The sequence below is a fragment of the Streptomyces sp. NPDC107517 genome (assembly GCF_055582645.1).
In genome coordinates, this window is sequence record NZ_JBVJPM010000024.1 from 1 (window position 1) to 13,523 (window position 13,523).

Sequence of the window (13,523 nt, forward strand, 5' to 3'; positions counted from 1 at the left end):
AACGCCCGGTTACATTCCGAACCCGGAAGCTAAGCCTCACAGCGCCGATGGTACTGCAGGGGGGACCCTGTGGGAGAGTAGGACGCCGCCGAACTCCTTTTATAGAGCTGGTCCCTGAACTTCGGTTCAGGGACCAGCTCTTTTTTGTTTTGTGTCACTTGTCGTTCACGTTGCGCAGCCAACATCCCGTGTCATGGGGACAGTTGCAATGCTGAGGGCCGCCGGTATCGGAACCGGTGACGAGGTCATCGTGCCCGCCTACGGAAACGTCGAGGTCGCGGAGGCCGTCGAACTGGCCGGAGCCAGGCCCGTGTTCGCGGACATAGATCCGGACACGTACTGCCTCGCCCCCGCCTCGGTCGAGAGCGGCGTCAGCGCACACACCGCGGCGATCATCGCCGTGCACCGCTTCGGGCAGCCGGCCGATGTGGCGCGGCTTCGGGAGATCGGTGGGCGGCGCGGGCTGCTCGTCCTGGAGCAGGGCGAATCGGAGCAGCCGCACGACGGGCTCGCCGAGCGGCGGGCGCACGCCGGATATCTGAACGCGCGGCTCAGCGGCGTACAGACACCCGCCTGGAGCGAGCGGCACACCTACCAGCAGTACGTCGTCCGGGTGCCCGGCAACGGGCGGCCCGACCGTGACGCGTTCGCGCATGCCGTGCGGGCCAGGGGGGTTGAGTGTCGCGTGCCGGTGAAGACGCCCGTGCACCGGCTGCCGCGGTTCCGGCGTGACGTCGCGTTGCCGGAGACCGAGCGGGCCGCCGACGAGACTCTGGCGCTGCCCGTCAGTGCCATGCTGTCGCGGCGCGAGCTGCAGAAGGTCGTCTCCGCGTGCAATGCGCTCGGCGGGCTGCTGCAGCCTGCTTTCTGACGCGCAGGCGGGGCGGTTCGAACCGAGCTGAAGTTCGGGTATGCTTAATTCCGTTGCTGCGGGGGAAACCCCGGGAAAGCAACAGGCCCCTATAGCTCAGTCGGTAGAGCGTCTCCATGGTAAGGAGAAGGTCAGCGGTTCGATTCCGCTTGGGGGCTCAGACATAAAGGCCTCCGCCCTTTCGGGCGGGGGCCTTTTGCGTTGGGCCTCTCAGTCCTTCTGGAGTTCCGGGACGCGCATCGTCAGGATGGCCATGTCATCCGAAGGGGCGTCAGACGCGAATCGCTCGACCGCGCGCATGATGCGGGCCGCCACCGCGCCGGCCGTCAGGCCCGTACAGGTCGTCAGGACGTCCGCCAGGCCGTCGTCGCCGAGCATGCGGATGCCTTCGCGGCGCTCGGTGATGCCGTCCGTGACGCAGAGGAGGACGTCGCCCGGGTCGAGCGTCATCGTCTGCTCGTAGAGCTCCAGGTCCTCCATGACGCCGAGGAGCGGCTGCGGCTCGGCGTACGGCTCGACCGTGCCGTCCTGGCGCAGGCGCAGGGGGAGCGGGTGGCCGGCGCACACCATCTTCAGGACCGCCGAGCCGTCCTCCTGCGGCCACAACTCGCCGTAGAGGAGGGTGAGGAAGCGGCTGCGGGCGCCCTCGTCGAGGATCGCGGCGTTCAGGCGCTCCAGGACCGCGGGGCCGCCGAAGCCCTCGCGGGCCAGGAGGCGCAGGGCGTGACGGGCCAGGCCGGTCACTGCCGCGGCCTCGGGGCCCGTACCGCAGACGTCGCCGATGGCGAAGCCGTAGGCGCCGTCGCGGATCGGGAACAGGTCGTAGAAGTCGCCGCCCACCTCGTTGCCCTCGCCGGCCGCGCGGTAGATGACCTCTACCTCGACGCCCGGGATGTGCGGGAGCTCCGGTGGGAGCAGGCTTCGCTGGAGGGACTGGCTGATGGCCATGCGCTCCGAGTAGAGGCGCGCGTTGTCCAGGGCGAGCGCGGCACGGCGGCTCAAGTCCTCGGCCAGTTCAAGGATTTCCTGGCGGAAGTGTTCGTCGGACGGCTTGCCGAGCGTGAGCATGCCGATGACGCGGTTGCGGGCGACCAGGGGGAGGACGACCGTCTCGCCGCCGACCGCGGAGGCCGTCGCGAGGGTGGTGCCGATGCCCGAGCTGACGCTGGCGGGTGCGCCGAGGCCGAGGCTGCGCATGGACGTCCGCAGAGCCGCCTGGTGGGCCGCCTCGGCGGGCGCCGCCCAGACGCGGGCTCCTGGGGTGGGGACCGGGTCGGGCGGGGCGATCTTGGAGAGGAGTGCCTTGAGGCCGTCGATGCGCTCCTCGTCCTCGTGCAGGACGTACGAGAGGTACGGCTCCGAGGACTGGTCGGCGATCGTGTAGACGGCGCACCAGGTGGCGAGCGTCGGGACCGTCATCTGGGCCATCAGGGCCAGGGTCTGGTCGCGGTCGAGGGTGCCGGCGAGGAGGTCGGAGGCCTCGACGAGGAAGCTGAGCGAGCCGCGGCGGAGCTTTTCGAGCTCGCCGAGGCGGGCCGACTCGACGGCCAGTGCGATGCGGTCGGCGGCGAACTGGAGGCGCAGGGCCTCCTCGTTCGAGTACCGGTCGGGTGCCTCGGCTGCGACGCCGAGGGAGCCGGTGAGGCGGCCCTCGACCTTGAGCGGGACCGTGACGACCGAGCGCATGCCCGTGCCGTTGAGGAGCGGGACGGCGCCGGGGACGACCGTGAGGTCCTCGTGGACGGCCGGCATGCGGGCCGAGCCGTAGCGGCCGGGGCCCACCTCCACGGGGACGCGGGCGAAGCGCTGGCGGGCCGAGGGAAGGCCTGTGGAGGCGCGGACCTCGAGTTCGGTCTCGTCGTCCGTCGCGAGCAGGAGGAAGGCGGAGTCGCCGTCGAGCATGTCGCGGGCGCGTTCGACCGTGCGCTGGAGCAGGCCGTCGAGGTCGTCGGGGGCGGGTGAGCCGATGAAGACCTGGAACGGGTCGGACGCGTTGCCCTCGGACAGCGTGCCGGTCTCCGAGGTGGTCTGGCCGCGCAGCGGGGTCTGGAGGACCGCGCGCTCGTGGTCGCGTACCAGGAGGCAGACCGTGGAGGGATCGCCGTTGGCGTCGCGGACGCGGAGGTGGGACGCGTAGACGGGCGTCACGCGGCCGTTGGCGCCGCGGATGCCGTAACTGCCCTCCCAGCGCGAGAACTGCAGCGCGTCGGCGATTCCCGTGCTCGTGCCGGGGGTGTGCGGCCAGGCCGCGAAGTCGGTGAGGGGTTTGCCGACGACTTGTTCGGCGACATATCCGAACAGGTGCTCCGCGTCCTCGCTCCAGGCGGCGACGGCTCCCGTGCGGTCGATCTGCACGACGGCGACCCGGACTCTGCCGTCGGCCAGCGGCAGGAGGTCGGTGGGGAGCGCGGGGCCCGCGGTGCGGGTGCCCACCGAACGCTGGGGAAGGGCGAGTTGGAACCAGACGAGTTTGTGCGTCGGCGTGTAGTCGACGCCCCAGCGGGTGGCGAGGGCCGCGCAGAGCTGGAGGCCGCGGCCGCCCTCGCGGTCGGGGCTTCCCATGTTGATCGCGGACTGCTGGAGCGGAATCTCGCGCTCCGGATAGCGGTCCGCGACCTCGATGCGTACGCCTTCGTCGGTGCGCAGGCACAGGACCTCCGCGGAGGTGCCGGCGTGCACCACGGCGTTCGTCACGAGCTCGCTGGTCAGGACGACCGCGTCGTCGATGATGTCGGGGAAGCCCCACCCCTGGAGGGTGTCGCGCACAAAGGCGCGGGCGGTCGCGACGGACCGCCCGACGGGGTCGAAGGTGGCAGCCGCGCGAGCGGTGATCACAGAACTCCCTGTATCAGTCGTACGAGTCTCGACGCCCAGGTCTCCCGAACTCATGGCGCGGCCGCCCCCTCCGATGCCCGTAGTCCTCGTGCCACCGCCCTGGCCGGGCGGACCGGGGTGGGTGGACAGCCGCATGCAAGGTTACTTACCTTCGCCGTCCATGCGGATGCCGGTCGCCAGTGTTTCCGCCCGGAGGGTGTGCGGACGGTGTGCGAAGCTGCCGAACTGTTATGGCCTGGTTCTGCCATGGTGAAACACTGGGCAGGCTTCCGAAGAGAACCCGAGCAATCCGAGCAGTACGGCCGACCCTTGCGGGAGGGACACAGTGGAGTCTGGCGCAGCGTCGCGAGGCACGAATACGCGCGCAAAGGGCGGACAGTCCCTGGCGAAACAGCGTAAACCGCGCAATGGGACCACAGCGGTGGACACCGCTGCCCTGAACAGACTGCTCGCCGGGCTTGTGGCGATGCGGGACGGCAACTTCCGCAAGCGGCTCACGGTGTCGGGCGACGGCCTCATGACCGAGATCGCGGCGGTCTTCAACGAGGTCGCGGACCGGAATCTGCACCTCACCGGCGAGCTGTCGCGGGTGAGGCGGATGGTCGGGCGTGAGGGAAAGCTCACCGAACGGCTCGAGACGGGCGCCTGTGAGGGCTCCTGGGCCGCGGCGATCAACGCCTCGAACGCGCTGGTCGACGACCTCGTACGCCCGGTCTCCGAGGTCGGACGGGTGCTCACGGCGGTCGCCGAGGGTGATCTGTCGCCGCGCATGGAGCTGCGCTCGCAGGTGCCGGACGGCAACGGCCATCCGCTGCGGGGCGAGTTCCTCAAGGTCGGGCGCACCGTCAACAACCTGGTGGACCAGCTGTCGACGTTCACCGACGAGGTCACGCGCGTGGCCAGTGAGGTGGGCACGGAGGGCAAGCTGGGCGGTCAGGCCCGGGTGCGCGGTATGTCCGGTTCGTGGAAGGACCTCACGGATTCGGTCAACACCATGGCGTACCGGCTGACGGCCCAGGTGCGTGACATTGCTCTCGTGACGACCGCGGTGGCGAAGGGCGATCTGTCCCGGAAGGTCACGGTTCACGTCGCGGGCGAGATGCTCGAACTGAAGAACACCGTCAACACGATGGTGGACCAGCTGTCGTCGTTCTCCTCCGAGGTGACCCGAGTGGCCCGCGAGGTGGGCACGGAGGGCGAGCTCGGCGGCCAGGCGCAGGTGCCGGGTGTGGCGGGAGTGTGGAAGGACCTCACCGATTCCGTAAATCTTATGGCCGGCAACCTGACGGCCCAGGTGCGCGGGATCGCCCAGGTCACGACGGCGGTCGCCAACGGCGATCTCTCGCAGAAGGTGACGGTGTCGGCACGCGGCGAGGTCGCCCAACTCGCCGAGACGATCAACCAGATGACCGAGACGCTGCGCACGTTCGCCGACGAGGTCACGCGCGTGGCCAACGAGGTCGGTGCGGAAGGGCAGCTCGGCGGCCAGGCGAATGTGCCGGGTGCGGCGGGAACGTGGAAGGACCTCACCGATTCGGTGAACACGGTCTTCCGGAATCTGACCACTCAGGTGCGCGACATCGCGACCGTCACGACGGCGGTGGCGAACGGTGATCTCTCGCAGAAGGTGACCGTCGATGTCGCCGGTGAGATGCTCGAACTGAAGAACACCGTCAACACGATGGTCGATCAGCTCTCCGCGTTCGGCTCGGAAGTCACGCGCGTGGCGCGGGAGATCGGTGTCGAGGGTGAGCTGGGCGGCCAGGCGCACGTGCAGGGCGCGGCCGGTACGTGGAAGGACCTGACGGACTCCGTCAACACGGCCTTCCGCAACCTGACGGGCCAGGTCCGCAACATCGCGCAGGTGACGACGGCGGTGGCCAACGGCGACCTGTCGCAGAAGGTCACCGTCGACGTGTCCGGCGAGATGCTCCAGCTGAAGAACACCGTGAACACGATGGTGGACCAGCTGTCGTCGTTCGCCGACCAGGTGACGCGCATGGCGCGCGACGTGGGCACCGAGGGCCGCCTCGGCGGTCAGGCGCGCGTGGACGGCGTGTCCGGTACCTGGAAGGAACTCACGGACTCCGTCAACTTCATGGCGGGCAACCTGACTTCGCAAGTGCGTCAGATCGCGCAGGTGACCACGGCGGTGGCGCGGGGCGACCTGTCGCAGAAGATCGACGTGGACGCGCGCGGCGAGATCCTCGAACTCAAGAACACCATCAACACGATGGTCGACCAGCTCTCCGCGTTCGCCGACCAGGTGACGCGGGTGGCCCGCGAGGTGGGTACGGAGGGCCGGCTGGGCGGTCAGGCGCAGGTGCCCGGCGTCGCCGGTGTGTGGCGCGACCTGACCGACTCCGTGAACGGCATGGCCGGCAACCTCACCGCCCAGGTGCGCAACATCGCCCAGGTCGCCACGGCGGTGGCGCGCGGTGACCTGTCGCAGAAGATCGACGTGGACGCGCGCGGCGAGATCCTGGAGCTGAAGAACACCCTCAACACGATGGTGGACCAGCTCTCGAACTTCGCCGAGCAGGTCACGCGGGTCTCCCGCGAGGTGGGTACGGAGGGCATCCTCGGCGGACAGGCCGAGGTCCAGGGTGTCTCCGGCACCTGGAAGGACCTCACGCAGTCCGTGAACGGCATGGCCAACAACCTGACCCTCCAGGTGCGCAACATCGCCGAGGTCACCACGGCCGTCGCGCGGGGTGACCTGTCCAAGAAGATCACCGTCGACGCGAAGGGCGAGATCCTCGAACTCGTCACGACCGTCAACACGATGGTGGACCAGCTGTCGTCGTTCGCCGAGCAGGTGACCCGAGTGGCCCGCGAGGTGGGTACGGAGGGCCAGCTGGGCGGTCAGGCGCGCGTGCGGGGCGTCACAGGCATCTGGAAGGACCTCAGCGACAACGTCAACCTGATGGCCAACAACCTGACCAGCCAGGTGCGAAACATCTCGCAGGTCGCGACGGCCGTCGCCAACGGAGACCTCACCAAGAAGGTCACGGTCGAGGCGCGCGGAGAGGTCGCGCAGCTCGCCGACACGGTCAACACCATGGTGACGACGCTGAGTTCGTTCGCCGACCAGGTGACCCGGGTGGCCCGCGAGGTGGGCACCGACGGCATCCTCGGCGGTCAGGCGCGCGTACCGGGAGTCTCCGGCACGTGGAAGGACCTCACCGAGTCCGTGAACGGCATGGCGTCGAACCTGACCGGACAGGTCCGCAACATCGCGATGGTCACGACCGCCATCGCCAAGGGCGACCTGACCAAGAAGATCGACATCGACGCCCGGGGCGAGATCCTCGAACTCAAGACGACCATCAACACGATGGTCGACCAGCTGTCCTCGTTCGCCGAGCAGGTGACGCGGGTGGCCCGCGAGGTGGGTACGGAGGGCCAGCTCGGCGGTCAGGCGCGCGTGCGCGACGTCGACGGCACCTGGCGCGACCTGACCGAGTCCGTGAACGAGATGGCCGGAAACCTGACCCGTCAGGTGCGCGCCATCGCGGCCGTCGCCACGGCGGTGACCCGCGGCGACCTGAACCTCAAGATCGACGTCGACGCGGCGGGCGAGATCCAGGTCCTCCAGGACAACATCAACAAGATGATCTCCAACCTGCGCGACACCACGATCGCCAACGAGGAGCAGGACTGGCTGAAGGGCAACCTGGCGCGCATCTCCGGCCTCATGCAGGGCCGCCGCGACCTCGAAGACGTGGCCTCGCTGATCATGAGCGAGCTGACGCCGGTCGTCTCCGCCCAGCACGGCGCGTTCTTCCTGGCGCTGCCGACGGACGAGGCCGAGGCCGGTTCGTCGCCCGAGGACGCGTACGAGCTGCGGATGCTCGGCAGTTACGGCTACTCGATGGGGTCCATGCCGACCTCGTTCCGGCCCGGTGAGACGCTCATCGGGACCGCGGCCCAGGAGAAGCGCGCGATCCTCGTGGAGAACGTGCCGCAGGGCTATCTGAAGATCGCTTCCGGGCTCGGGGAGGCGCCGCCCGCACACGTCATCGTGCTGCCGGTGCTCTTCGAGGGGACGGTCCTCGGTGTGATCGAGCTGGCGACGTTCCAGCCGTTCACGCAGATCCAGAAGGACTTCCTGAACCAGATCGCCGAGATGATCGCGACGAGCGTGAACACCATCTCCGTCAACACGAAGACGGAGGTGCTGCTCAAGCAGTCGCAGGAGCTCACCGAGCAACTGCGTGAGCGCTCGGCGGAGTTGGAGAACCGGCAGAAGGCGCTCCAGGCGTCCAACGCGGAGCTGGAGGAGAAGGCCGAGCTGCTCGCTCAGCAGAACCGCGACATCGAGGTCAAGAACACCGAGATCGAAGAGGCCAGGCAGGTCCTGGAGGAGCGCGCCGAGCAGCTCGCGGTCTCCATGCGGTACAAGTCCGAGTTCCTGGCGAACATGTCGCACGAGCTGCGTACGCCGCTCAACTCCCTGCTGATTCTGGCCAAGTTGCTCGCCGACAACGCGGACGCGAACCTGACCCCGAAGCAGGTCGAGTTCGCCGAGACGATCCATGGCGCCGGTTCCGACCTGCTCCAGCTGATCAACGACATCCTCGACCTGTCGAAGGTCGAGGCGGGCAAGATGGACGTGTCGCCGACCCGCATCGCGCTGGTGCAACTCGTCGACTACGTAGAGGCCACTTTCCGCCCGCTGACCGCGGAGAAGGGGCTCGACTTCTCCGTACGGGTCTCTCCCGAACTGCCCGCGACGCTCCACACGGACGAACAGCGCCTGCTCCAGGTGCTGCGCAACCTGCTGTCCAACGCGGTCAAGTTCACCGACTCCGGAGCCGTCGAGCTGGTCATCAGGCCGGCGGGCGCGGACGTGCCCAACGCCATCCGTGAGCAGCTCCTCGAGGCGGGCTCCCTGCGGGAGGCGGACGGCGACCTGATCGCCTTCTCCGTGACCGACACCGGCATCGGCATCGCGGCCAGCAAGATGCGGGTGATCTTCGAGGCGTTCAAGCAGGCCGACGGGACGACGAGCCGCAAGTACGGCGGTACGGGCCTCGGCCTGTCCATCAGCCGTGAGATCGCGCGGCTCCTCGGTGGTGAGATCCACGCGCAGAGCGAGCCGGGCCGTGGCTCCACGTTCACGCTGTACATGCCGCTGCACGCGAGCGAACTGCCGCCGCAGGGCTACCCGCAGCTCGCGCCCACCATCGAGCCGGGGATGCACGCCGTGCCGATGGAGGGTGCCATGCCGCCCGAGGCGTCGATGCCGCCGGAGGTCAGGTCGTACCAGGACACCCAGCACGGTCCCGCCGCGCTCTTCAGGCGGCGCCGCAAGCAGGTGGCCGCGCGCGAACAGCGGCCGGCGCTGCCGGGGCAGCCCGGGCATCAGGCGCCGGTGGCACCCGCGCAGGACCGTGCCCAGGAGCAGTGGGCGGGGACCGGACAGGAAGGGGCGCCGCAGGAGCGACGGACGTTCCTCTTCGGTGGCGAGAAGGTGCTCATCGTCGACGACGACATCCGTAACGTCTTCGCGCTCACCAGCGTCCTGGAGCAGCACGGTCTGTCCGTGCTGTACGCCGAGAACGGCCGGGAGGGGATCGAGGTCCTCGAACAGCACGACGACGTGACGGTCGTCCTGATGGACATCATGATGCCGGAGATGGACGGCTACGCGACGACGACGGCGATCCGCAGGATGCCGCAGTTCGCCGGGCTGCCGATCATCGCGCTCACGGCGAAGGCGATGAAGGGCGACAGGGAGAAGGCCATCGAGTCCGGGGCCTCCGACTACGTCACGAAGCCGGTCGACCCGGATCATCTGCTTACGGTGATGGAGCAGTGGATGCGCGGGGAGTGACCGGGGAGGTGTGCGTTACTGAGCAGTTGTTGACTGACTGTGGCCGAAGCCGTGTAGAAGTGCGGTATCCGGGGAACCTTCTGGTCTCCCACTGCGTTTGTGCTACGTGCACAGTGACATCGCGGTGACAGGGTGTGGCGACAGGCGGGGTGCGGCTACCATGACCGGCACAAGGACGGGCGACGCAAGGGAGTCGCCCTCTGGGGCGGCTTCCGGAGCCGTCCCAAGTCCTGCGGACAGGGGCGGCCCCATGCCGGGGCGAGGAGGGCGGGCCATGGTGCAGAAGGCCAAGATCCTCCTGGTCGATGACCGGCCGGAGAATCTGCTGGCGCTGGAGGCCATCCTCTCCGCGCTCGATCAGACACTGGTGCGGGCATCGTCCGGGGAGGAAGCACTCAAAGCGCTACTCACGGACGATTTCGCGGTCATTCTGCTGGATGTTCAGATGCCGGGAATGGACGGTTTCGAAACCGCGGCGCACATCAAGCGCCGTGAGCGGACACGCGACATCCCGATCATCTTCCTCACGGCCATCAACCACGGCCCGCACCACACGTTCCGTGGGTACGCGGCCGGTGCGGTGGACTACATCTCGAAGCCGTTCGACCCGTGGGTCCTGCGCGCGAAGGTCTCGGTCTTCGTCGAGCTGTACATGAAGAACTGCCAACTGCGGGAGCAGGCCGCCCTGCTGCGGCTCCAGCTCGAGGGCGGCGGGAAGTCCGACGTCGGCGACGCGAAGGAGCCGGCCGGGCTGCTGGCCGAACTCTCCGCGCGGCTCGCGGCCGTTGAGGAGCAGGCCGAGGCGCTCTCGAAGCAGCTCGACGACGAGTCGGCGGACGCCGCCGCGGTCGCCACGGCAGCTCATCTCGAGCGCAAACTCACCGGACTACGGCGCGCTCTTGACGCCCTGGAGCCCGGCGCGGGAAGCGGCGCACCGTCACTTCCCTCGCAGAACTGAGCAGCAGCCCGCCTTTTGAGGAAACGTCACCTTCGGGCACACCGATCCGCGACACGGACGGGTGAAGCAGTAGGCACACGTGTCCGCGGTGGTCTCCACCGGTAACCTCACACCCATGGCCTCACGTCCCGCAGCCAAGAAGTCGCCCGCGAAGAAGGCGGCCGCGCCGACCAAGGCTCCGGCGAAGAAGGCCCCTGCCAAGAAGGCGGCCGCGAAGAAGCCCGCGGCCAAGAAGGCGTCCCCGAGGAAGGCCGCGGCGAAGAAGCCCGCGCCCAAGCCGGCGCCCAGCCCCACCGGGGGCGTGTACCGGCTCGCACGCGCGCTCTGGCTCGGCGTCGCGCACAGCGTGGGCGCGATGTTCCGCGGCATAGGACGTGGCGCCAAGGGGCTCGACCCGGCACACCGCAAGGACGGCCTCGCACTCCTGCTCCTCGGCCTGGCGCTGATCGTCGCGGCGGGCACCTGGTCCAATCTGCGCGGACCCGTCGGTGACCTCGTCGAAATGCTCGTCACGGGCGCGTTCGGCCGCCTCGACCTGCTCGTACCGCTGCTGCTCGGTGGCATCGCCGTACGCCTCATCCGGCACCCCGAGAAGCCCGAGGCCAACGGGCGCATCGTGATCGGCCTGTCCGCGCTCGTCATCGGCGTGCTCGGCCAGGTCCACATCGCCTGTGGCTCGCCCGCCCGCACCGATGGCATGCAGGCCATAAGGGACGCCGGAGGGCTCATCGGCTGGGGCGCCTCCACGCCGCTGAGCTTCACCATGGGAGAGGTGCTCGCGGTACCGCTCCTCGTCCTGCTCACCGTCTTCGGACTGCTTGTGGTCACCGCGACGCCCGTGAACGCGATCCCGCAGCGGCTGCGGCTGCTCGGCGTGAAGCTCGGCGTCGTCCATCCGGACCCCGAGGACGACCTTCTCGGCGCCGACGGCGCGACGGACGACGACGAGCGCTACGACGACCAGTGGCGCGAGTCCCTGCCTGCGCGCTCCAGGCGGCGCCCGGCAGGCCCGGAGGCGTACGACCCCGACCAGGCGGAGCAGGAGGCGCTCTCCAAGCGGCGCAGGCCCCGGCGCACGCCTGTGCAGCCCGTCGTGACCCGGCCCATGGACGCGGTCGACGTGGCCGCGGCGGCCGCTGCCGCGCTCGACGGGGCCGTGCTGCACGGCATGCCGCCGTCGCCGCTCGTCGCCGATCTGACGCAGGGGGTCGGTACGGAGCGGGGGAGTGCTCCGGAGCGCACGGCGCCGGTGCCGACCGCGCGGGCGAAGACTCCGGTGAAGGATGCCGGCGAGGCGGCTTCGGAGCCCGCGGCTGCGGCCGCGGCGGCCAAGGCCGGTGTGCCCGACCTGACGAAGTCGGCCCTCGCGTCCGCGGCGGCCAAGGCCGGCGTGCCCGACCTGACGAAGTCGGCCCCCGAGGCCCCGCGCGACCTCCCGCCGCGCGCCGAGCAGCTCCAGCTGTCCGGCGACATCACCTACGCGCTGCCCTCGCTCGACCTCCTGGAGCGCGGCGGCCCCGGCAAGGCGCGCAGCGCGGCCAACGACGCCGTCGTCGACTCGCTGTCGAACGTCTTCTCCGAGTTCAAGGTCGACGCCGCCGTCACCGGCTTCACGCGCGGCCCGACGGTCACGCGCTACGAGATCGAGCTCGGCCCCGCCGTGAAGGTCGAGAAGATCACGGCGCTGGCGAAGAACATCGCCTACGCCGTCGCGTCCCCGGACGTCCGGATCATCTCGCCCATCCCCGGCAAGTCAGCCGTCGGTATCGAGATTCCGAACACCGACCGCGAGATGGTCAACGTGGGCGACGTGCTGCGCCTCGCCGACGCGGCCGAGGACGACCACCCGATGCTCGTCGCGCTCGGCAAGGACGTCGAGGGCGGCTACGTCATGGCCAACATGGCGAAGATGCCGCACATCCTCGTCGCCGGCGCCACCGGCTCCGGAAAGTCCTCGTGCATCAACTGCCTGATCACCTCGATCATGTGCCGGGCGACCCCCGAGGACGTGCGCATGGTCCTCGTCGACCCCAAGCGCGTCGAGCTGACCGCGTACGAGGGCATCCCGCACCTGATCACGCCGATCATCACCAACCCCAAGCGGGCCGCCGAGGCGCTGCAGTGGGTCGTGCGCGAGATGGACCTGCGCTACGACGACCTCGCGGCGTTCGGATACCGGCACATCGACGACTTCAACCAGGCGATCCGCGACGGCAAACTCAAGACGCCGGAGGGCAGCGAGCGCGAGCTGAAGACCTACCCGTATCTGCTGGTCATCGTCGACGAGCTCGCGGATCTGATGATGGTCGCGCCGCGGGACGTCGAGGACTCGATCGTGCGCATCACGCAGCTCGCGCGCGCGGCCGGCATCCACCTGGTGCTCGCCACCCAGCGCCCGTCGGTGGACGTCGTCACCGGCCTCATCAAGGCCAACGTGCCCTCCCGGCTCGCCTTCGCCACCTCCTCCCTCGCCGACAGCCGCGTCATCCTCGACCAGCCGGGCGCCGAGAAGCTGATCGGCAAGGGCGACGGGCTCTTCCTCCCGATGGGCGCGAACAAGCCCACCCGTATGCAGGGCGCGTTCGTCACCGAGGACGAGATCCACGCCGTCGTCCAGCACTGCAAGGACCAGATGGCGCCCGTCTTCCGGGAGGACGTCACCGTCGGGACCAAGCAGAAGAAGGAGATCGACGAGGACATCGGCGACGACCTCGATCTGCTGTGCCAGGCCGCTGAGCTGGTCGTTTCCACGCAATTCGGGTCCACGTCGATGCTCCAGCGCAAGCTGCGCGTCGGCTTCGCGAAGGCCGGGCGGCTCATGGACCTCATGGAGTCGCGGAACATCGTGGGCCCGAGCGAGGGTTCGAAGGCACGTGACGTTCTGGTGAAGCCTGACGAACTCGATGGAGTGCTCGCCGTGATCCGCGGGGAGGCTCAACCCTGAGGCGCGCGTCGCAAGTGCAGCGCGTGCCCCGCAGTAAGAACGGACGGCTCACACTCGCGATCGACGCTCACTCGTA

Annotated in this window: 5 protein-coding genes, 1 tRNA gene and 1 rRNA gene; 6 read left to right on the forward strand and 1 reads right to left on the reverse strand. The window is 69.1% G+C overall.

The window, feature by feature from the left end:
- From rrf to ACZ67T_RS36205, 3 genes are all read left to right on the forward strand, one after another.
- A 5S ribosomal RNA gene (gene rrf / locus ACZ67T_RS36195) occupies positions 1–94 on the forward strand; the annotation flags it as partial.
- A gap of 114 nt (positions 95–208) precedes the next feature.
- Positions 209–871: a DegT/DnrJ/EryC1/StrS family aminotransferase gene (locus tag ACZ67T_RS36200; RefSeq protein WP_469990061.1), complete on the forward strand. Its 663-nt coding sequence runs from the start codon at positions 209–211 to the stop codon at positions 869–871.
- Positions 872–956: 85 nt separating this feature from the next.
- Positions 957–1,029 (forward strand) — tRNA-Thr (locus ACZ67T_RS36205).
- 52 nt (positions 1,030–1,081) lie between these two features.
- Here the strand turns inward: ACZ67T_RS36205 and ACZ67T_RS36210 are convergent.
- Positions 1,082–3,706 (reverse strand): SpoIIE family protein phosphatase, encoded by a 2,625-nt coding sequence (locus ACZ67T_RS36210; protein WP_469989941.1) that lies wholly within the window; start codon positions 3,704–3,706, stop codon positions 1,082–1,084.
- 325 nt (positions 3,707–4,031) lie between these two features.
- Here ACZ67T_RS36210 and ACZ67T_RS36215 point away from each other — a divergent pair, with 325 nt between their 5' ends.
- The 3 genes from ACZ67T_RS36215 (at position 4,032) to ACZ67T_RS36225 (ending at position 13,447) form a co-directional block, all read left to right on the forward strand.
- Positions 4,032–9,545, forward strand: coding sequence for a HAMP domain-containing protein (locus tag ACZ67T_RS36215; RefSeq protein ID WP_469989942.1), 5,514 nt, complete (start codon positions 4,032–4,034; stop codon positions 9,543–9,545).
- 274 nt (positions 9,546–9,819) lie between these two features.
- A complete protein-coding gene (locus ACZ67T_RS36220; RefSeq protein ID WP_469989944.1) occupies positions 9,820–10,503 on the forward strand; it encodes a response regulator in 684 nt (227 codons plus the stop codon).
- A gap of 115 nt (positions 10,504–10,618) precedes the next feature.
- Positions 10,619–13,447, forward strand: coding sequence for a DNA translocase FtsK (locus ACZ67T_RS36225; protein ID WP_469989946.1), 2,829 nt, complete (start codon positions 10,619–10,621; stop codon positions 13,445–13,447).
- Positions 13,448–13,523: the final 76 nt, after the last annotated feature.